Origin of the sequence: Enterovibrio calviensis DSM 14347 (assembly GCF_000621165.1) — a bacterium.
In the GTDB taxonomy this organism is placed as follows: domain Bacteria; phylum Pseudomonadota; class Gammaproteobacteria; order Enterobacterales; family Vibrionaceae; genus Enterovibrio; species Enterovibrio calviensis.
Map to the genome: position 1 here is coordinate 210,537 of NZ_KK211218.1, position 20,468 is coordinate 231,004.

Annotated in this window: 17 protein-coding genes and 1 riboswitch; of the genes, 11 read left to right on the top strand and 6 right to left on the bottom strand. The window is 47.5% G+C overall.

What is annotated here, in order from left to right:
• Window positions 1-89 precede the first annotated feature (89 nt).
• Together Q365_RS0122160 and Q365_RS0122165 are read left to right on the top strand one after the other, a co-directional pair.
• The gene (locus Q365_RS0122160) at window positions 90-1,484 is read left to right on the top strand and encodes a peptide MFS transporter (protein ID WP_028025413.1); all 1,395 of its coding nucleotides are present in this window, start codon (window positions 90-92) and stop codon (window positions 1,482-1,484) included.
• A gap of 347 nt (window positions 1,485-1,831) precedes the next feature.
• A riboswitch (cyclic di-GMP riboswitch) is annotated at window positions 1,832-1,929 on the top strand.
• A 31-nt stretch (window positions 1,930-1,960) separates the two neighbouring features.
• Window positions 1,961-4,636 carry a calcium-binding protein gene (locus Q365_RS0122165; protein WP_028025414.1) on the top strand — a complete coding sequence of 892 codons (2,676 nt, stop codon included), beginning with the start codon at window positions 1,961-1,963 and terminating at the stop codon, window positions 4,634-4,636.
• Window positions 4,637-4,832: 196 nt separating this feature from the next.
• Here the strand turns inward: Q365_RS0122165 and Q365_RS0122175 are convergent, their stop codons facing one another.
• On the bottom strand, window positions 4,833-5,462 hold the full coding sequence (locus Q365_RS0122175; RefSeq protein WP_028025415.1) for a response regulator: 630 nt from the start codon (window positions 5,460-5,462) through the stop codon (window positions 4,833-4,835).
• Between the two features lie 9 nt (window positions 5,463-5,471).
• Entirely contained in the window at window positions 5,472-7,175 is a 1,704-nt protein-coding gene (gene narQ, locus Q365_RS0122180; protein WP_028025416.1) for a nitrate/nitrite two-component system sensor histidine kinase NarQ, read from the bottom strand.
• Window positions 7,176-7,359: 184 nt separating this feature from the next.
• On the opposite strand from narQ, the gene napF reads away from it, so the two are divergent.
• The 5 genes from napF (at window position 7,360) to napC (ending at window position 11,748) form a co-directional block, all read left to right on the top strand.
• Window positions 7,360-7,839, top strand: coding sequence for a ferredoxin-type protein NapF (gene napF, locus Q365_RS0122185; protein WP_028025417.1), 480 nt, complete (start codon window positions 7,360-7,362; stop codon window positions 7,837-7,839).
• The gene (locus Q365_RS0122190; protein ID WP_028025418.1) at window positions 7,836-8,111 is read left to right on the top strand and encodes a chaperone NapD; all 276 of its coding nucleotides are present in this window, start codon (window positions 7,836-7,838) and stop codon (window positions 8,109-8,111) included. The genes napF and Q365_RS0122190 overlap by 4 nt, the downstream gene beginning before the upstream one ends.
• A complete protein-coding gene (gene napA / locus Q365_RS0122195; RefSeq protein ID WP_028025419.1) occupies window positions 8,108-10,594 on the top strand; it encodes a nitrate reductase catalytic subunit NapA in 2,487 nt (828 codons plus the stop codon). The genes Q365_RS0122190 and napA overlap by 4 nt, the downstream gene beginning before the upstream one ends.
• 98 nt (window positions 10,595-10,692) lie before the next feature.
• Window positions 10,693-11,127, top strand: a complete 435-nt coding sequence (locus tag Q365_RS0122200) for a nitrate reductase cytochrome c-type subunit (protein ID WP_028025420.1) — start codon at window positions 10,693-10,695, stop codon at window positions 11,125-11,127.
• 9 nt (window positions 11,128-11,136) lie between these two features.
• On the top strand, window positions 11,137-11,748 hold the full coding sequence (gene napC, locus Q365_RS0122205; protein ID WP_028025421.1) for a cytochrome c-type protein NapC: 612 nt from the start codon (window positions 11,137-11,139) through the stop codon (window positions 11,746-11,748).
• Between the two features lie 114 nt (window positions 11,749-11,862).
• On the opposite strand, the gene Q365_RS0122210 is transcribed toward napC, so the two are convergent.
• The gene (locus Q365_RS0122210) at window positions 11,863-12,183 is read right to left on the bottom strand and encodes an HI1450 family dsDNA-mimic protein (RefSeq protein ID WP_081796366.1); all 321 of its coding nucleotides are present in this window, start codon (window positions 12,181-12,183) and stop codon (window positions 11,863-11,865) included.
• A 337-nt stretch (window positions 12,184-12,520) separates the two neighbouring features.
• On the opposite strand from Q365_RS0122210, the gene Q365_RS0122215 reads away from it, so the two are divergent.
• From Q365_RS0122215 to Q365_RS0122225, 3 genes are all read left to right on the top strand, one after another.
• A complete protein-coding gene (locus Q365_RS0122215) occupies window positions 12,521-13,309 on the top strand; it encodes a hypothetical protein (protein WP_028025423.1) in 789 nt (262 codons plus the stop codon).
• Window positions 13,310-13,603: 294 nt separating this feature from the next.
• Complete coding sequence (locus Q365_RS0122220) at window positions 13,604-14,974, top strand: YjiH family protein (protein ID WP_407637609.1); 1,371 nt, start codon at window positions 13,604-13,606, stop codon at window positions 14,972-14,974.
• Between the two features lie 207 nt (window positions 14,975-15,181).
• Window positions 15,182-15,775, top strand: a complete 594-nt coding sequence (locus Q365_RS0122225) for an alpha/beta fold hydrolase (RefSeq protein WP_028025425.1) — start codon at window positions 15,182-15,184, stop codon at window positions 15,773-15,775.
• A 53-nt stretch (window positions 15,776-15,828) separates the two neighbouring features.
• On the opposite strand, the gene Q365_RS0122230 is transcribed toward Q365_RS0122225, so the two are convergent.
• Window positions 15,829-17,112, bottom strand: a complete 1,284-nt coding sequence (locus Q365_RS0122230; protein WP_028025426.1) for a DASH family cryptochrome — start codon at window positions 17,110-17,112, stop codon at window positions 15,829-15,831.
• Window positions 17,113-17,588: 476 nt separating this feature from the next.
• On the opposite strand from Q365_RS0122230, the gene Q365_RS0122235 reads away from it, so the two are divergent.
• On the top strand, window positions 17,589-17,924 hold the full coding sequence (locus tag Q365_RS0122235; protein ID WP_028025427.1) for a hypothetical protein: 336 nt from the start codon (window positions 17,589-17,591) through the stop codon (window positions 17,922-17,924).
• Window positions 17,925-18,352: 428 nt separating this feature from the next.
• On the opposite strand, the gene Q365_RS0122240 is transcribed toward Q365_RS0122235, so the two are convergent.
• Both Q365_RS0122240 and Q365_RS0122245 read right to left on the bottom strand, forming a co-directional pair.
• Window positions 18,353-19,033, bottom strand: a complete 681-nt coding sequence (locus tag Q365_RS0122240) for an OmpA family protein (RefSeq protein WP_051563853.1) — start codon at window positions 19,031-19,033, stop codon at window positions 18,353-18,355.
• On the bottom strand, window positions 19,030-20,421 hold the full coding sequence (locus Q365_RS0122245) for a TolC family outer membrane protein (protein WP_028025429.1): 1,392 nt from the start codon (window positions 20,419-20,421) through the stop codon (window positions 19,030-19,032). The genes Q365_RS0122240 and Q365_RS0122245 overlap by 4 nt, the downstream gene beginning before the upstream one ends.
• Window positions 20,422-20,468 lie beyond the last annotated feature (47 nt).

Sequence of the window (20,468 nt, forward strand, 5' to 3'; positions counted from 1 at the left end):
AGTCTGTACGCCCTGTAGCGGAGTCTGAGAGGAAAAGGAGGTCCATATTCACTCCCGCTGAGATCATCAGATAGGCGGTAAACACTCAAATGAATTCAAACAGACAGTCAGATTGGCTGGGTCATCCCCGCGGCTTGTTCCTTCTGTGCGGCACAGAATTATGGGAACGTTTTTCTTTCTACGCAATGCGCGCCATCTTGGTGCTTTACCTCACTGATAAAACGATCAATGGCGGTTTGGGTTGGACAACTCAAGATGCGCTAAATCTCTACGGTATATACACAGGCTTAGTTTATCTGACCCCAGTACTGGGCGGGTGGCTTGCCGATAATTTCCTCGGTCAACGTCGTTCTATCATCATCGGCGGTGCATTGATGGCCATTGGTCAGTTCACGCTGGCGTTGCCAAATAGCGTTATCGATCCTTTTGAATCACAAGCCTTCTATGTGGGTTTGGGCTTCCTGATCGTCGGTAATGGCTTGTTCAAACCGAACATTTCAACCATGGTTGGTCAACTGTATGGGGAAGGGGATAGCCGTCGTGACAGTGCGTTCACTATCTTCTACATGGGTATCAACTTAGGGTCACTGCTGGCGGGTATTATCGCAGGTACAGCGTCTATCCATTACGGGTGGAAAGCAGGTTTCCTTTGTGCTGGTATCGGCATGCTGATGTCATTGGTTGTACAGCTATTGTTTGCTAATCGTCTTTTGGGCTCGGTGGGTGTTGAACCTGCGGCCGTGAAGCAGCGCCGCCAATCGGGAACGACGGAAAAGCAGCCGTTGACCACGGTTGAACGTGATCGCTTGAAAGTCATCGTAGTGATGAGCTTGTTTGTGATCATATTCTGGGCAGGCTTCGAGCAAGCGGGTGGCCTGATGAATATTTACTCCCAAGACTACACCAACCGTATGTTGGGCAGTTTTGAAGTACCAGCAGCATGGTTCCAGTCTCTTAACCCGATGTTTATTATCATCATGGCTCCATTGTTAGCGTTGTTCTGGCGTCGATTAGGCGCAAGTGAACCCGGTTCACCCATCAAATTTGCAATGGCAATGGGCTTTCTATCGCTAGGTTTTGTCTGCATGGTGGGCGCGGCGCTTCAACAAGGTGGCGATATGTCCATCAAAGCGTCGATGTGGTGGCTGGTTGGCGCATACTTTTTCCATACTTTGGGTGAGCTATGCTTATCGCCGATTGGTTTGTCACTGATCACTAAGCTCGCACCGTTGCGCTTGATGTCAGTGATGATGGGTACATGGTTCTGTGCCAATGCCGTGGCTAACTATGTGGCGGGTTTTGTTGGCAGTCACGTTGGTGACGCAGGGCCACTCGCTATCTTCAGTGGCATTGCAATCACTTCTGCCGTTGCAGGTTTGATGCTAATTCTCTGCTCCAATAAGCTGGTAAGTTGGATGCATGGTGCCGAAGGTTCACAGCAAATTAACGAAACGCTGACAGAGAAACCGGCGGTTGTTGCATAAACTGTTAGTCATAGAGAAGGCCATTGGATGATGGCCTTCTCAAAACCTTGCCTTACGCTAAAACGCAAAAGGACACATAAAACGCGCCATTCATACTGAAATCAGTCATCAGTACTGAATCTGGTATCGTTCATTTCTAATACCGACCCATTCTTTCTTAAGTCCCAGTTAGATTCAGCCCAAAACGTGGCCTGATATTCCCATTAATTACCGTACGCAGTATTGCTCCTGTGCAATCAATCTACGAATCTGGAGGAGTATTAAGGCGGCGTAATCCCGAGATCCTTTCTTCATCGCAGATGCTGTAAGCGCCCACCTTAAACCAGCAGTTATTACGACAACTATTCGGAGAAAAAAGCCAAACCTGTTGCGAGACAGGGACGGAAAGTTTCGGATCTCTTTTGCTTTCAATGATAAAGCATAAGGAGATGGCTGAGCTGCCTCTTGCTTTGGTGAGCAAACAGAGGACAAAACTAATGGCAAATATCATAGGTACTGGCAACGCTGACACTCTCAATGGAACCTTGGGTGATGATTATATTGAAGGTAGAGGTGGCGACGATGTCATATATGGTGATGTAGGCTCTTCTAATGGCAACGGTATGACCGGTGCTGTATTCGTTTTAGGTGACGATTTTACCGCTTCGAGTGGCGAGTTTCATACGTTCTGCTTCCCCCCTACGCTAAATTTCGAAGGCTCTACGACCAGCGTTACCTTTAACGATGACGACGCGAAGCTCAATGGCGATGACAATTGCAATGAGTACTCTGATGACCAAACCCAAACCGTGGAAATGGGTGGGCAGGAATTCAGTGTTAACGTCGACTATGGACTCAAGTACACAGATTCTTCAGGTAACATTTACACGTTTGCCGTGGTGGATATTGATGAAGATGGCACCGGTAATCACTACAACAATGTGGGTGAAAACGGCAAAATCTTAATCCAACTTGATGGCCCTGAAATTACAAGTAGTACTGAGCTATCCCTTGTTCCAAATTCTTATCACAACATCAGCAGCCTTGATTATTCAACGTTCACAACACCGGAAGAAGTGGATCCAAGCACTGGTGGTGACGATGAAATTTATGCAGGTGACGGCGATGACACCGTGTATGGCCAAGGTGGTGATGACTACATTGAAGGTAACAATGGTCAGGATTCGCTTTACGGTGGTGATGGGGATGACGTGATTTACGGTAACACCGCGTCTCCAAACTTTGATAGCGACCCTTGCGTCAACGTCTTCCAGATGGGCAATGATTTCACCATGCCTTCAGGCGGCGAATTCCACACCTTCTGCTTCCCGCCTAAACTGTCGTTTGATGGTGGTTCAACCAAAGTCACCTTCCAAGATGATGATGGCACCTTGAATGCGGATGATTACTGCAACGAATACTCAGACGATAAAAGCCAGAGTGTGACAATCGACGGTGTTGAGTATCCGGTCAATCTGGATTACACCCTCAAATATTGTGATGCAGATGGTAACGTTTACGAGTTCGCCATTCTGGATGTTGACCTTGATGGCAATGGCCATCATTACAACAACTTAAGTGAAAACGGTAACTTGCTGCTTCAATTAAGTGGACCAGAAATCACTGACGCTACGCAATTGTCGATCGTTCCAAATTCTTACTCGAACATCAATGGTCTTGATTACTCTGATATTTCTGAAGGGACGACGCAAGTCTCTAACGATGAAGATTACATCGACGGTGGGGCAGGTAACGATACTATTCATGGCCAATGGGGCGATGATGTTATTCGTGGCGGCACGGGTGATGACACCATTTACGGTGGTAAAATTGCAAGCCAAACCATTGACCTTGATCGTGGTGCAGATGGGTACTGGGATGTCAGTAATGGTGACGCTGTCACGCTAGATCTTTCAGGTATCACTTCAAGTGCTGCATACAGCAATAGCGTGGGTTACTACGTGTTGGATGCGAGTGGTAATGTACTTGCGGCGTATGTCATGGCAGATAACGCAAAGCTGGATTCTTCAGCGCAAGCCGTTATTGATGTTGATGGTGCAGCTCGCATTGGCTTGTTCATTATTCCTGATGGTGACACCGCAGGCTTTAATGAGGGCGAGGTGACGTTGAGCTTTGCCAGCGGCAGCCCATCATTCAGTCAAGGTAGCCTAACGTCGAGTGGCTATGTGTCTGAAACGGGCAAAAATGGCGACGGTTTGGATCACGAAATCAACTCCGGTGAGAATTCCTGCTGGGAAGATCTTTGGTGCCTTGGTGACAAAGATTTCAACGATGTTGTGATGAAAGTGAATGCCACACAAGTTGTCGAAGAAAGCGATGCAGACACCATTTATGGTGAGGAAGGCAACGACACCATCTTTGGTGGCGATGACAACGACAAGATCTTTGGTGGTGAGGGTGATGACACACTCTATGGTCAACGCGGCGATGACATCATTCATGGTGGTGACGGCAACGACACTATCCTTGGTGGCCCAGGTAAAGACGAACTTTACGGCGATGCGGGTGATGATTTCCTCAATGGCGGCCCTGGTAGTGATGTAAGACTCGATGGTGGTACAGGCGTTGATGAATATCGTGGTAGCAACGGTGAAGACGTCCTTATCTTCTCTGAAGATGATTTTGTTGGCCTGACGACGCAAAATAGCGCCGGAGACACGGTTAATAAGCAAATGTATCTTGGTGACACTGGCTTTGACCAATTGTTGGTGACCGGCGATACCCACGTAGACTTTACGGGTGTGGCGTATCAAAGCGATTCATCAGTCACGGGTAACGTTATTGCACAAGTTGAAGCTGTGATGGGTGATGAAGGTGATCAAACCGTCACCATCAATCCAAATGCAATTTGGGCTGAATCGGATGTTCCGTTTGGTGAAGATTTCGGTACACCTGATGACTGGGATGGCTTTGTTGCATACCTAGGTGAAGGGGATGACACACTGAATCTTTCTGGTGTTCCTTGGAGCTATAACGCGACAGGTACGGTCAATGCGCCAATCAGTGCGGAGATGATCAGTACACTGGGATTATCGGCGGCTGAAGCGGGTGAGCTGAACGCATTTGTTATCGAACACGACTTCCTTGATCGCACGATTACCGTGTGGACTGATGCGGAAGACGTAACATTGAATGGCGTAGATATTTTCTAAGATGAAACCTTAAACACACAGTCATTAAGGTAATTACGGATGACTTGGTGTGGTGCCATTTGAGTTCGAAATATCATGGAGGAGCAGTATGCTCCTCCATTTTTTTGCTTATTTTATATTGGACTACGAGGTTGCAGGTAGAGGTGAGCCTGAGGTGGGTATGTTCGCAGCTAGCAAATAAGTGAAAGCCAATAACTCAACTTGACGCTTCGTTCTCTAGATACAACACGGTCGCTGCCACGCGAGAGTCGACCCCGAGCTTTTTGAGCAGGTTTTTCAGGTGTACCTTCACGGTGGATTCAGAGATATACAGTTGTTCACCAATCTGTTTGTTCCGAAAACCCTTCGCAACTTGCTGTAATATTTCGAGTTCTCTTTCCGTCAGTTGTTGTAACGGCGATTCATGGCTTTCACTGCTCGAAAGGAAGGCTTTGACCTGTTCACTGAAGGCTTTTTGACCTGTCATTGCGACTTTGAGTTTATCAATCAACTCTTCGGGTTCGCTGTCTTTCAGCAAATACCCATCTGCACCTGCTTGGACAATGGCATGAATATCATTTGGGCTGTCTGATACGGTGAGAATGACAATGGTAGCGGTGCAACCTTCTGACCTTAGAGCTTTCAATGTGTCTAAGCCTGATAACCCTTTCATGTTGAGATCAAGCACAATCAGATCTGGTTCTGCTCGAGATACTTCCGCAATGGCGTCGGTTCCGTTGCTCGCCTCTGTGATGTTTGAAAACTCTGGTTCAAACTTCAATAACTGTGAAATGCCCTTGCGCATCAACGGGTGATCATCAACAAGCAGCACGCTCCACTCAGACATTGGTCTCTCCTAGGTTAAATTGAAGCTCAGTAATACACGACACCCTTGTGTTGGCGCCGACAGGATGTCTATTTCACCCAACAACATTTTTGAGCGTTCTTGCATGATGTTCAGGCCATAATGGTTCGGTTTTTCTTTATGAAGATCAAAACCTTCACCATTGTCAGATATCTCAATATAAGCAAGATGACCTTCTTGTCGGCAAGACACGGTAATAGTGCTCGCATTGGCGTGCTTAATCGCATTGACACACGCTTCCCGAATAATCTGCAACACGTGCATCTGGTGTTCGACCGTCATAGACACAGTGTCTATGGACGACGAAACCTCGATGTGTGCCGTGGTTTGTGCTTGCAGCGTTGATACCATCTCATTAAGCGCAAGGCCAAAATCACTGTTCGATAGTGATAACCTAAACGCGGTCAGTAACTCTCTCAATTGATCATAGGTAACACGCAGCTGTTCGCTGATGTCGTCTGCGATAGGTTCGCACTCTGGCGCGTCGGCACGCTTCAAATGTCGCTTAAGTATACTGGTCTGGATTTTTAAGTAAGAGAGTGACTGTGCAATAGAATCGTGGAGTTCTCGCGCCAACGTTGCTCGTTCTTCCATCACAGCCAAATGCATGGCTTGTTTCTGCGCATGTTTATAACGCACACCACGAGCCAAAATCGCGGCGATACTTTCGAGCAACGTCCAATCAACAAGGCTGTCATCGCCTTGCCACATCAAGGTTCCCAGTGTTTCACCATCATGCTGCAGCGGAAGGGTATGCCACCTCATAGGTTTGACGTGGCCAACCGCGATTTCCCAATGCGATTCGTTAGGGTGCTGAACATCCAGTTTCAATGCCGTGATCCCTTCTGCTTTTAACGACGTGGTTAAAATATTTTCAAAGATGGTACGGGTTAATTGGCTTGATGAAAGCAGCGTTGAGCACTCATAAAGCACATTGAGCGACAGGTTGGCTTTGGTGAGCTTGCGAGTTTTGATTTCAATGTTGGATTCAAGGTCGGCGTAAAGGCTTTTGAGTTCGCTCGCCATTGAGGAAAAACTGCTTGATAACACGCCTAATTCATTGCTGCGTGCTGGTGGTAATTCGACATCAAAATCTCTGCGCTGGATTTTTTGGCTGGCACTGACCAGCATGTTGAGCGGCTGAACAATGCGCCGTTGCGTGTACTGAATCAAGAACAGAACTGTGGCAAAAATTAACCCCAGACCAATACTGCCTGTTATGGCCAACGCCTGAAGTTTGTTCTCTGAATGTTGTTGGAGTTCAAAAACAAATCTGTCGATTTTGTTTACGAATAAGCCGACCTGCTCAAGATAGAAGACTTTATCTGCCCCCAGTAGTTCGGGGCGAAGCTGCATCCAATGGGTAATCAACTCGCCATATTGCTGGCGTATGTCGGAGGGGACTGCTGGGTTGTCTAAGACCTGAAGTTCGGGAGAAAGCAAAGAGTACTCAAATGACTGAACATGCTCAGGCAGTAAAGGAGAGTCGACCACGATGTCGTAGGCAACGCGATAGCTTTGCATACGCAGCGAACCCGCCGTATTGATCGCTGCTGCGTCATTGAGGCTGGAAGCCAATGAAATGATAGAGAAGCCAGTAATGATAACGGCCAGCAGTAATATCACCACCAGAGAGCGCGCCACTGTTGTGGTCACGGATCGTTTCACTGCGAGGTCTTTGTTGTTGTCAGCCATGATAAGTCTACTGTTATGCCCAAGTTTCATAATGTGACGTGCGCCTCGCCAAATAATTGATCTAGCGCAAGAGTACCCCCGATCTACCCCCTTAGAGGTATGTGACCACTTCACAAATTTAATTAACGTGGAAGCATCAAAACGTGGAGTGACCCGCTGCACGCAACACTTGCGGAACACCAATATGGTCGATCAACGCCGACGCTTTTTTCTTCGAAGCGCTCAAAAGACAAAACAGCAATCGCTCCCTTGGATCAAGGACATAGGCGCGTTTACCGACCATTGTACGCGATGTGGCGAGTGTGAGCGCGCGTGTGAAGAACAAATTATCGTTTCAGGGGATGGCGGATTTCCCACGATTGATTTCAACCGAGGGGAATGCACGTTTTGCTACGCCTGCGCGCAAGCCTGTCCTGAAAAGCTATTTCACTCCAACGATCAACGTCCGTGGCAGCAAGCCATTTCCATCAATGAAAACTGCCTCGCGCAAAAGAATATTGAATGCCGCAGTTGTCACGACGCCTGCGATGAGCGTGCTATTCGCTTCCAACATCGATTAGGCAGCGTCGCCCAACCAGAAATCAACATCAACGATTGCAGTGGATGTGGTGCGTGTGTCGCGCCTTGTCCAACCAATGCTATCTCCATGGAGCAACAAGCATGAATGAATATCACGTCACCAGCCTCGTTGTGCACGCAGCGGCTGATCAAACCGAGAAGGTGAAAGCCGATATTGAAGCCTTACCCGGCACAGAGGTTCCGGCCACGAATGAGACGGGAAAGTTGGTAGTGGTGGTGGAAGGCGAAAGCCGCGGTGCTTTGCTAGATATTTTTGAACAAATTAAAGGGTTGCCGGGAGTGCTCGCGGCAACCTTGGTTTTTCATCAGGTCGAGAATGAATCGCCTGAACACAGTGTTGAAGGAGTCGAAGAATGAAACTGACACGCAGAAAGTTTCTGAAAGCGAATGCAGCGGCGGCTGCGGCGAGTGCTGCGGGAATTACGCTTCCTGCTGCTGTTGCACAGGCCGCGGGTAAGGATGCTGAAGTCACTTGGGACAAAGCGCCATGTCGTTTTTGCGGCACTGGCTGTGGCATTTTGCTGGGTACGCAGAATGGGCGCATTGTCGCGTCACAGGGTGATCCTGAAGCGCCAGTTAACCGCGGCTTAAGCTGTGTTAAGGGCTACTTCCTCCCTAAAATCATGTACGGCAAAGACCGTCTGACTCAGCCATTGCTGCGAAAAAAAGACGGTGTTTACGATAAAGAAGGGGAATTTACGCCAGTCAGCTGGGATGAAGCACTCGACTTAATGGCGGAGAAGTTCACCACAGCGATTCAAGAAAATGGCCCAACAACGGTGGGTATGTTTGGCTCGGGCCAATGGACCGTGTGGGAAGGTTACGCAGCTGCCAAGCTAATGAAAGCGGGCTTTCTGACCAACAACATCGACCCGAATGCGCGTCACTGCATGGCATCAGCCGTGGTGGGCTTTATGCGTACGTTTGGTATGGATGAGCCAATGGGCTGTTATGACGACCTTGAGCAAGCGGATGCGTTTGTACTTTGGGGTTCGAACATGGCAGAAATGCACCCAATCTTGTGGTCGCGTTTGGCTGACCGCCGATTGTCGGCAGATCATGTCAAAGTCGCAGTGCTGTCTACCTATGAACATCGCAGTTTTGAGCTTGCTGACAATGGCATGATTTTCACGCCGCAAACCGATTTGGCAATTCTTAACTACATCGCTAACTACATTATTCAAAACGATAAAGTCGATAAAGACTTCATCGCGAAGCACGTTAACTTCCGTCAAGGTGCCACGGATATTGGTTATGGTCTTCGTCCGACCAACCCGCTTGAACAGAATGCCAAAAATGCGGGTAGCGGTGCATCAGATCCTATCGACTTTGACGCGTTCGCGAAGTTTGTTGCGGATTACGATGTGGAATCTGTCTCCAGACTGTCTGGCGTCCCAGAAGACCAACTTATGGCGTTGGCTGAACTGTATGCCGATCCAAAAGTGAATGTCGTTTCTTACTGGACGATGGGCTTCAACCAGCACACTCGCGGTGTATGGGCAAACAACCTTTGCTACAACATCCACTTACTCACCGGCAAGATTTCTAAGCCAGGCTGTGGCCCGTTCTCATTAACCGGTCAACCTTCTGCTTGTGGTACAGCACGAGAAGTAGGGACATTTGCACACCGTCTGCCAGCAGACATGGTTGTAAACAACCCGAAACACCGTGAATTTGCTGAAGCTAAATGGAAACTCCCTGAAGGCACCATTCCACCGAAGCCGGGTTATCACGCCGTGCTGCAAGATCGCATGCTGAAAGACGGCAAACTCAATGTGTATTGGGTGATGTGTAACAACAACATGCAAGCGGGTCCGAACATTAACGAAGAGCGTCTGCCGGGTTACCGCGACCCGCGTAACTTCATCATAACGTCAGATCCGTACCCAACCGTGACAGCTATGGCGTCTGATTTGATTTTGCCTACTGCAATGTGGGTAGAAAAAGAGGGCGCTTACGGTAACGCGGAACGTCGTACTCAGTTCTGGTATCAACAAGTGAAAGCGCCAGGTGAAGCGAAATCTGACCTATGGCAATTGGTTGAGCTGTCTCGACGCATCAAAGTCGCGGATGTGTGGCCAGCAGACTTGTTGGAGAAACAACCTGATTTCAAAGACAAGACCTTGTTCGACATCTTGTTTGCGAATGGACAAGTCAACGAATTCGGCTTGGATGAAATCCCTGAAGGTCGTTTGAATGATGATGCAGAAGCCGCCGGTTTCTACATTCAAAAAGGTCTATTCGAAGAATATGCAGCATTTGGCCGCGGTAAAGCTCACGATCTGGCACCGTTCGAAACCTACCACAAAGAACGCGGCCTGCGTTGGCCTGTGGTCGATGGCAAAGAAACACTGTGGCGTTACGCAGAAGGGCATGACCCGTACGTAAAAGCGGGAGAAGGGTTCTCTTTCTACGGCAAGCCAGACAAGAAGGCGGTGATCTTTGCACTGCCTTACGAACCTGCCGCCGAAGAGCCTGATGAGGAATTTGACCTTTGGTTATCTACCGGTCGAGTGCTTGAGCATTGGCACACGGGCACCATGACACGTCGTGTTCCTGAGCTGTATAAAGCCTTCCCTGATGCCGTGGTGTTTATGCACCCGCTGGACGCCAAGAAGCGAGGCTTACGCCGAGGTGATGCAGTAAAAGTGTTATCTCGTCGCGGTGAAGTCACAACGCATGTTGAGACGCGTGGTCGCAACCGAGTTCCTGAAGGATTGGTGTTTATGCCGTTTTTTGATGCAGGGCAACTCGTGAACAAGCTAACCCTTGATGCGACTGACCCGCTTTCGAAAGAAACGGACTACAAAAAATGCGCCGTTAAGATCGTTAAAGCCTGATTGGCAGCACCGTCTAAAAAGCCCAAATAGCGCGTGTTGCTGATGGATATCAAGCAACACGCAATGAGCATAATGATTTGATTCGAAAGGATCTGAACATGAAAAAGAAAATCACCTTGTCACTGCTACTCGCTGCGTTTGTGAGCACCCTTGCGATTGCAGAGGTCACTTCACTACGTGGTGATCAAGAAATCAGTGAAAACAATAATTTGCCCAAAATCAAAGTGGTGCCGAAAAATCAGGATCGCTTTGCGCTGAACTATGTCAATCAGCCACCCATGGTTCCGCACGCGGTGGACGGTTATCAGATTAATCAGTCAAACAATGCATGTTTACAGTGCCACGACGTGGACGTTTATCGTAAAACTGGCGCCCCTCGCGTGAGCCCTACGCACTTTATGGATCGTGATAACAAGGTGTTGACCCAAGTGTCTGCACGTCGTTATTTCTGTTTGCAGTGCCATGTTCCACAAGTACAGACCGAACCGCTAGTGGAGAACGAATTTGTTCCTGCTGGCAAGTTTGGTCAGTAGGGGGAGCCAATGAAACTACCGGCGTTCATTACGAAAAGTTGGAAATGGTTCAGAACACCGAGTCATTTTGCCATTGGCACCATACTGATCTTGGGTTTTGTTTCGGGCATTATTTTCTGGGGTGGATTCAACACCGGCATGGAAATGACCAACCGTGAAGAATTCTGCATCGGTTGTCATGAGATGCAAGACAACGTTTACCAAGAGTATGTAGGCACCATTCACTACACCAACCGAAGTGGTGTGAGGGCAACTTGTCCTGATTGCCACGTTCCGAAGGAATGGGGCCCGAAAATGATTCGTAAGATTCAAGCGAGTAAAGAGCTATACGCAAAGGCTTTTGGCATTGTGGCAACGCCACAGAAATTTGAAGATCATCGTTTAGAAATGGCAACACGCGAGTGGAACCGAATGAAAGCGAATGACTCTCAAGAATGTCGAAATTGTCATAACTTCGAGTTCATGGATTTCAGTTCTCAGAAAACCGTGGCTGCAACAGTGCATGATAGGGCGGAAGAGGCAGGTCAAACGTGTATTGATTGTCACAAAGGGATCGCGCACAAACTACCGCGTAACTTTGATGCGGGTAAAGAGTTCAAATTCCCAGCATCGCCGCACTAGCGCTTGATGGTTTGCGTGTGAGTTGATCAAATAAGGCCTGCATTGCAGGCCTTATTTTTTTGTGTTCGCTGGCGCTTTAACGGCGAATTCTTTGTGTGAATTCGCAGGCAGAGACTAAGCCGCACGTTTCCAAAGCAGGTGACAAAACTTCTGTTCAGGATCACGACTAACAAGCATGCGAACCAGTACATCGTTAAGTTCGTCTTCGTTGGCTAGGCCAATACGCACTTCAACAAAGGCTTCACGATCTACGTCAAAACCGACCTGTTCTTCCCAGTCAGAACTCGCTTCAACCACAATGGCCGCGCCATCTTCATCAAAGCGTTCTTGGTAGGCGAGAAGATCGTCGTAATCGAGGTTGTCTTCAGCCATTTCATAGAAAATGTCGAATGCGGTTTCTAGTGTTTCGTCGATTGAAAGAAGGGAAGCGGTCATAATCATTCCAAAATAATAGTTACGGCAGCATTATATACCCAAACAACCTGAAGATGCAGGATGCAGCGAGCTTGACTGACGTTATGATCAAGGCGTCCCTTTGCCGATGTAGTGAACTCCAACAAAAAGGGTGAGCTCCAACAAAAAAAAGGGACAACACCGAGCATGGCGTTAGTAAACTCGCCTGATGGCCTATGAAATCGAGCATCTTCAGGTTGCTTGGGTATAACATTCAGTTTTTAAGGGAAATTAACGGTGAACATGGCTATGTTTCAAGGTGCGCAGGAAGCAAACTCGTTTTAAAATGGTAAGACTAGATAGATAAAAGGGGACTGGTTTGTATAAGGCAAAACCTCGCAGTGGCTTGTTGGCTGAGATAGAAAGAGAGTCACCGCTGCAAACAGACTATGTTGAGCCATTAGCCGCCGCAGTGCGTCAGATCCGCGGTGTACTTGGCGATACGCTGCATAGCCTATATATCTCTGGCGATATCGCGCACCGCTGTGCGGGTGCCAGTGCCGATTTTGAATTTACCTTGGTGACCTCTCGAGCGTTGAACGTGCAAGAGTATGCGTCGCTGAACACCATTCGTTGGCGCATTGAGCAGTCGAGTGATGCCGTTAAGCGTGTTGAGTTCGATGTCGTACCTTTAAAAGAGGTCACGGCGCTTAGCAACATTTTCAAATGGGGCTTTTTCATCAAGCACTGCGCACTTTGTGTGAGCGGCGATAACCTTGCAGACAGCTTCGGCCACTTTGAAGCGAGTTGGGAAGTGTCGAAAGCGATGAATAGCGATCTGGCTGGCAAGCTCAAAGAACTTCGTCAGAAAGTCGCGGTTGCAACAAAGTGGGGCACGCAGTTAGATGCGGCTGAAGACGCAGCGAAAAGGCTAATAAAAGCCGCTTTTGGGTTGGTTGCCAGCAAAGAAGGGCGATGGGAACACGATCTTCGCGCCTGCGCTGATGCATTTTTGGCTTCCTACCCAGAAAAGTCCGTTGAAATTGAACGTCTTTTTTATCTCATTGAGCGAAAACCAGTGAAGAAACGTGCCGTCGTTGCTTTGATGGATGAGTTTGGGCAGTGGGTGCAATCTGAATATGCCCGCATTGATCGTAAAATTGGATAGTTATTCATAATCACCTCGCGCTGTTCTCGTCTGATGAATGGCGTTATTTTGCCGCTAAAGCATTGATATTTTCTTTATTCCCCTAGCTGTTGTTACAGGTATTTAACAAAATAACGAACAAAAATATACACTTTACGGTCATGTTTTGGTCTATTAGTCCTATTTGTTTATTTTATTCAATATAAGTGACTAATTATGGTTTACATGCGTAAAGAGTTAAATTAATCTTGCGCTCAATTAGTCACATATTGTGAATATCTATTTCGTTCAACGCATCGCTCAGGAAGTATCGCCATGCAGAAAACTCAAGACTTGCCAAACACACCCTCATCGACACGGAATCTGTTGATGTTCCTGATACCTTCTATTTTTGGTGTCCTTTTGTTCATGACACCAGTGATGATCAACGGTGGGTTTACTATTCCTATCGCGGTACTGGCAAAAACGCTGCTTGGCGTATTGGGTCAATCTGCTCCGATTGTTGTGACGTCAATTATTCTAGTGAGCGCCTTTGGTTCATTGTTGGCTCTGGCGACAAAACCGGCTTTCATTACCAAATCTAAGTTTCTTACTGGCCTATTTTTACCGACACCTGTTTGGCTTGTAGTGCGCTTGCTTGGTGCGACGTTTGTAACCATGGCGTTCTTTGGCTTTGGCCCAGAACATGTCACTGGTGGCGCGACAGGCGGGTTCGTGATGGGCGACTTATTACCAACCTTGCTGTCAGTGTTCGTATTCGCAGGCTTGTTTCTTCCGTTACTCACTAACTTCGGTTTGTTAGAACTGATTGGCACGTTCATGACGCGTATTATGCGCCCGCTATTTGGTCTTCCAGGTCGTTCAGCGGTTGACTGTGCAAGCTCTTGGTTGGGTGATGGCAGCGTCGCTATTTTGATGTCTAGCAAGCAGTATGAGCAAGGCTATTACACCGAGCGTGAAGCCGCGGTTGTGGGCACGACGTTCTCCGTGGTTTCTATCAGCTTCAGCTTGGTGGTGATTGCGCAAGTGGGCCTAGAGCATATGTTTGTACCTTTCTATGTCACTGTGTGTTTAGCCGGTTTCGTTGCAGCTATCGTGGTTCCTCGTTTACCGCCATTGAGCTGGAAAAAGAACACGCTAATCAACGGCGAAGAGAAAGTGCTTGAACACGAAGCGTTGCCAGAAGGTGAAACCCTATTCTCTTACGGCATGAAATCAGCGGTTAACCGTGCTTCTCACATCCGTTCACTGACCGATGTGTTGAAAGAAGGCCTTCAGAATGCTGCAGACATGGTCTTTGGCGTGCTTCCTGTGGTCATGGCCATTGGTACATCAGCCCTTATCATTGCTGAGTACACACCGATTTTCACCATCCTTGGTATGCCGTTTGTTCCTTTGCTTGAACTGCTGCAAATTCCAGAAGCGGTTGCCGCGTCTGAAACCATGCTGGTGGGTATTGCGGATATGTTTATCCCTGCAGTACTGGCTGCAAATATCGACAACGAAATGACGCGCTTCGTGGTTGCTACTTTGTCTGTGACGCAGTTGATTTATATGTCAGAAGTGGGAGCGCTTCTACTGGGCAGTAAGATCCCAGTGAAAGTGTGGGAATTGGTGATGATCTTCATTCTTCGTACACTGGTAACATTGCCTGTTATTGCTGGTGTGGCGCATATCATCTTCTAAGCAAGCGAAATCTGATTGCGAAAAAATAGCGACCCGTTGGTCGCTATTTTTGTTTGTAAACGCCATTAACTTATCGATGTCCTAAACAATTGGATTGGGTGTGTAACCACTTATTCGAATGCTGCAGTGCGCTTCTCATCTTTGAAATGAAAAGATAGTTTATGATGAGCATCGAGCGACGAAGCACTTATAGGGAACTGTATTTATATGAAAATCATTTTGTTACATGGTTTGTATATGCACAGCGTAGTCATGCTTCCATTAGAAAAAAGGCTACAGCGAGCAGGGCATGAAGTGCTGAATCTTGGCTATAAAACCATTGCCCCTGATTTAAAAGAAATGTTTGATGCGATCGATGATTTCATTGATGGCGATGATGCCGCTATCGTTGCGCATTCTATGGGCGGTGTCATGACACGAACCTATTTAGAACACAACAGCGCAATGAGTCATCACGTGAAAACTGTCGTGACTCTGGGCACGCCACACACGGGCTCTCAAGTCGCTGAGTTCTTTCGTAAGCTGGGGGTCGGTGACGTCATGTTTGATCAGGCAACGCAATATTTGATGCCTGATGAGTTGCCGCGTTGGTCTTCAAGTGCAGAGCTTTATAGTTTAGCGGGGGACTTATCGATAGGCCCGGCGACCATATTACTGCATGGTCAGCCTTCAGACGGCACAGTGCTGTTAGAAGAAACCAAAATTGAAGGCATGACAAGCCACGAGATATTCCCGTTGACTCATACCGCACTTATCTTTGCCGACTCGGTGAGTGATCGGGTCATCGAAATACTCTCATGACTCCCCTAGTTGGGGAGTCATCCTTGATTGTAAGCACTGCTGCCAGCAGTGGCTTAAAATTTAAGCAGGCTTTCCGATGGAAAAGATTCAGCCCAACGGGCGACGAAGCTGCCATCGGGATCATAGGTTTTGGCTTGATGCTCTAAGTTGAAGTGACGCTGACCGCGTGGATCAGCCCCAACTCCCGCCAAATATTGCCAATTTCCGTAATTTGCTGCGACATCAAAATCAATCAGTTGTTGTTCGAAATAGGCTGCGCCAAAGCGCCAATCGACACCTAATTCGTTGACCAAACAACTGGCTACAATTTGACGCCCTCTGTTTGACATATAGCCAGTTTGATTTAGCTGCCTCATACAGGCGTTGACGATAGGGTAGTCCGTGGTGCCTTGCTCCCACGACTTGAACTGTTCGCAGTAAAAAGTGGTTAACGGACGTTTTTTCTGAATACCGTCAAAAGCAAACATGCGAGCACCGTGGTAGTGCATCATCCATTGGAAATACTCTCGCCACAAAAGCTCTGCAAACATCGCCGTTGAGGATTCATCTCTTCCGTGGCGATATTCATAATTATCCAATTCAGCTGCCACCATGCGCGCAGAAATAGATCCATTGGCAAGCCATGCTGAAAGTCGAGAAGAAAATTGCCATCCCTCCAAGCCATTGCGTGTTTTTTTGTAGTTCTTAAGTCCTTGAGATTTCCAAAAATATTGATTGAGTTGCACCATCGCCGAGTCTTCGCCGCCATGATAGGGAGTGAGGTCGTACACAAACTCTTGGCCTCCCCAAATGTCACGTCGTTCTTGTATCACAGCAGGTAATGATTCCGGCGCGCAAATAGGAATGCATGGCAATGTGTTTTGCTGCTCAAGGTGTTTCCTGAACTGGGAAAATGTTTGTGGAAAATTGGCTTGTTCAAACGGCAATTGATTACGAAGGAATAGGGTGAAACTTTCACTTACATTTACCTCACAACGAAGTGTTCGATTCAAGTACGCCACCTGTTGTCGTTCATATACGCCGGGATGATCGGTGATCCCGACATAGTCAATTTGGTGTTGCTTACACAATGCTGGGATAATTTCTAACGGATTCCCCACTTTCACGACGAGACGTTGTTTTCGTTTTTTGAGTTCTCGTTCTAAAGCGCGGAGAGACTGATAAAGAAATTCTTCTCTGAATCTTCCTAAGTGGCGAGATTGGTATCGTGATGGCTTTAGCCAAGCGGGGTCGATAACGTAGACCATAAGCGCATGAGTGCAGCGCCGGGAGAGTGCGACCAATGCGGGATTATCTGCCAGTCGTAAGTCGTTTCTGAACCAAATGAGCCCTTTCATGTCGTTTCTCCTTAAAAAACGATGATGGATTCGAACAAGTTTGGCGAAATGGTGGAGTTAGGTAAGACACCTCCCAGTGAACTGATGAACACGTAAACGATCATGTGAAGCAAGAATCGACCATGAGCTTAATACTCGATAAATTCGTCTCACTACTAAAGCGTAGTGCAGCATCTCTAAAGTCAAACAAGCTAAGAAATGAAATGTGTGCGAGATCAAGTTGCCGAACATACCAAGCCTCGTGGTTCAGGCTGGCATAGCTATCAATTGATAATGCATACAATCTCACCTGACTAATACTTGGATTTACTACCTTTGCCCTGCCGATCCTTATAAATATGAGGCAATGTATAAGTCTTGTTCAATTTGGTTGTCAGCCTTTTTTACGGTTTTAGACTCAATGTATTAGTCCTGGGCTTAATTCTGAGGTTGCTTTCTTTAGTATTGAATCAAGGCAATCTGGCAGAGGTATCATCGTGAGCGTTGATCAATTATCAAATTCAGTGCGACATGCATTGTTAGGCATGTCTGGCATTCGTGAAGAAGTCGATAACGAAAAAGTGTATTTCTATCAGCATGGCAGACTGTTTAGCATTGTGGATACTGAGGGTTTGCAGTTTGTTGTCGGCCAAGAATGTTTGCAGCAAGCGATGAAGCTACCCGGTGCTAAATTGGAACAGCCTGGCGGAAAACGCTGCAAAGGCGTGATTAGTGTGTCTGCTGAGAAGTGTACCGAGACGGATATCGACTTTTGGCTGTTATTGGTTTTGCCAACCAATCAAGGAACCGTTGATCCTATTGTTTTTCACTAAACACGAGTAAACGTTGGGGGGCGCGATAAACAACGCCGTGATGCGCGATAAACAACGTCGTGATGCGCGATAAACAGAGTTGTGCTGCCTCGACATTATGAGGAAAACTAATTTCTCATCTCATTGACGTTTAGGCACACCGGAGCCCACCTTTTCACTGTCTCTACTTTGCCATGCATGCCAGATAGTGAACATTTCCAATCAACTTTACTGCGGCGCAAATTCTGCGCAGATTACTCAAGCGGGTTTCTTTCTTGGCTCTACCTTGATTTGATCACACAGTGGCTAGATTTAAATTAAACCCCAAAGTTCTTTCCTTCTGGGGTTTACCGTTATTGCTTAAACGCTCCCTTTAGACGCATGTACTTTCAGACGTATCTACTTTCCGTTTGTTCGGAGAGCGGAGACTGCGTATCACTATTCTTGTCTTAGGATTTCGCGGGTGATGACGTGTAAATGGTCCATTTCTTGATAACGTGCATCTCAGTGTTCATGACGCTGGCAGTAACGCGTCGGCTGAGTATTTCGGTTTGTTGTGCGGAAGGTGCGGCAACAGGCTCTGATTCACCAAAGCCCATGATAGTAATTCGAGTGCTGGCAATCCCTTTCTTAACAAGTGCTGACTTGATGGCTTGCGCACGCATCGTTGATAGCGCCAAATTAAGCTCAGCGCTGCCTGATGGGCTGGCATAGCCTTTCAACTGAACCAAAGTGTGAGGGAACGTTGTCATAAAGCGAGCGAGTTCTTGTACTTCGCGCTCGAAGCTCGGTGGGATTTTTACGGAGTTATTGGCAAAGAGAACATGTAAATCATCTCTGGCTTCTGTTTCTACAAACTCTGAACAACCTACATTGTCGATTATTGCGCCGCGGGGTGTTGAATCACACTCATCTCGCGCATTGATGACACCATCACTGTCCATGTCGAAAAGATCAGCTTTTTGCTCTGCAACTGGTGGTTGAGGGGCTGACGTTGAACACCCACTTAATAATCCGGTTGCAGTTGCGATAGCAAAAAGGGCGATCTTCGGAATCAAGATCGCTCTCGGCATGTTGGTGCCTAGCTGTGCGGTGAACTTGGCTTTTCCTTGCCATACAACGTCCATCATTTGTCGTCTCCTTCCTTACCGTATACGGAGGTTTGCCACTCTTCGGGGGTAGTTACACGCATTTCAGAAAGCAGAAGACCTGTGGCGTTGAGCACACGGTATTTAGCCAAGATCCCTGTATATTTCGCATCAATGTAAGATCTTCTCGCATCGAATAACTCGTTTTCAGTATTCAATAGATCAAGCAAGGTGCGGCGACCGATCAAATACTGCTTCTCATACGCGTTGAGAGTCTTGGCGGCTGAATCAACATGCTGTTCTAAGAACTTGGTTTGGTTTTCCGAGAGCTCTTTTGCTGTCCACGCTAGACGGGTACTTTCGTCGAGTAGTCGGTGTGCGTTGTTTCTGATGTTTTTGGCTTTGTTTATTTGATACGCCGCACTGCGGGACTGGGCTGCATCGGTACCGCCGTTGAATAGGTTATATCGCATGCGCAACATGGCTTGGAATTCATCAGTGTCGCCAGGTGTACCATCGAGTTCTTCACCCCATTCCTGTGAGGCTTCAATGGTGAAAGTGGGGTAGAAGTCGCCTTTGGCTTGGTCGTACTGGGATCTTGCGGCATCGACATCATTCATCGCGACTTGAATGACGGGGTTATTTTCCTTCGCGATGGTGAGTGCTTCAATCAGAGAGGCCGGAATAAATAAGGCATCTACCTCAGGGGTGACGAGCGATTGTGGCGATTCACCAACAATGCGTTCGAACTCGATGATTTTGTCTTCGTTATTACTTTGGGCTGCCAGCAAGTTGGTGTGGGCTTGGGCTACACGTCCTTCTGCTTGGGATAAGTCTGCGGTGGAGCTGATACCTGAGTCGGTGCGGCGTTTAATGTCAGCACGAATATCTTCAAGGGTTTCAACGTTGCGCTTAGACAGGTCCAATATGGCTTCTGTTCTAATCACTTCCAAGTAGGCTTCTGTCACATCCAGTGCAGTGTCTTGCGCGTCGGCAAGTAATTGAAAGCGCTGCGCTTCGGCTTCGGATTTGGTTCGTTTAATGTCGTTATAGGTGATTGCTCCGTCCCAAATCAATTGACGCAAGTTAATACGAACGTCTCGAGGATTGAACGTTCCCTTCGTGTTGTCACTGTCATAATCCGAGTATCCAATGCCTGCTTCAAGGTCAACGGAAGGTAAGTATTCTCCTTGTGACGCATCGATATCTGCTTCACGGCTTTTGAATTCGTTGTATGCCTCTCGAATGATGGGGTTTTGAGACAGTGTTGCTGCCACGGCTTGTTCTAAAGATTGCGCTTGTACAAATTGAGGTGCACTCAATGCGGTTGCTGCGGTAAGCAGCACATGGATCTTTGTTTTTGTCGCTTTAAGCGCGAACAGAACAGTGTGAATAGTTGATAAACAATTATCACTGGTACGTTGCTTCATGAATGTTTCCTCAAAAGAGCGTTTGAGACCGTCGATAAATCGGTAAC

Bases quoted from the DNA above. Each gene is read 5' to 3' on its own strand.
- Q365_RS0122240 (WP_051563853.1), bottom strand. From the start codon at position 19,033: ATGATGGACGTTGTATGGCAAGGAAAAGCCAAGTTCACCGCACAGCTA.
- napC (WP_028025421.1), top strand. From the start codon at position 11,137: ATGAAACTACCGGCGTTCATTACGAAAAGTTGGAAATGGTTCAGAACA.
- napF (WP_028025417.1), top strand. From the start codon at position 7,360: ATGGTCGATCAACGCCGACGCTTTTTTCTTCGAAGCGCTCAAAAGACA.
- Q365_RS0122160 (WP_028025413.1), top strand. From the start codon at position 90: ATGAATTCAAACAGACAGTCAGATTGGCTGGGTCATCCCCGCGGCTTG.
- napA (WP_028025419.1), top strand. From the start codon at position 8,108: ATGAAACTGACACGCAGAAAGTTTCTGAAAGCGAATGCAGCGGCGGCT.
- Q365_RS0122230 (WP_028025426.1), bottom strand. From the start codon at position 17,112: ATGAAAGGGCTCATTTGGTTCAGAAACGACTTACGACTGGCAGATAAT.
- Q365_RS0122175 (WP_028025415.1), bottom strand. From the start codon at position 5,462: ATGTCTGAGTGGAGCGTGCTGCTTGTTGATGATCACCCGTTGATGCGC.
- Q365_RS0122245 (WP_028025429.1), bottom strand. From the start codon at position 20,421: ATGAAGCAACGTACCAGTGATAATTGTTTATCAACTATTCACACTGTT.
- Q365_RS0122200 (WP_028025420.1), top strand. From the start codon at position 10,693: ATGAAAAAGAAAATCACCTTGTCACTGCTACTCGCTGCGTTTGTGAGC.
- Q365_RS0122165 (WP_028025414.1), top strand. From the start codon at position 1,961: ATGGCAAATATCATAGGTACTGGCAACGCTGACACTCTCAATGGAACC.
- narQ (WP_028025416.1), bottom strand. From the start codon at position 7,175: ATGGCTGACAACAACAAAGACCTCGCAGTGAAACGATCCGTGACCACA.
- Q365_RS0122220 (WP_407637609.1), top strand. From the start codon at position 13,604: ATGCAGAAAACTCAAGACTTGCCAAACACACCCTCATCGACACGGAAT.
- Q365_RS0122190 (WP_028025418.1), top strand. From the start codon at position 7,836: ATGAATGAATATCACGTCACCAGCCTCGTTGTGCACGCAGCGGCTGAT.
- Q365_RS0122210 (WP_081796366.1), bottom strand. From the start codon at position 12,183: ATGACCGCTTCCCTTCTTTCAATCGACGAAACACTAGAAACCGCATTC.
- Q365_RS0122225 (WP_028025425.1), top strand. From the start codon at position 15,182: ATGAAAATCATTTTGTTACATGGTTTGTATATGCACAGCGTAGTCATG.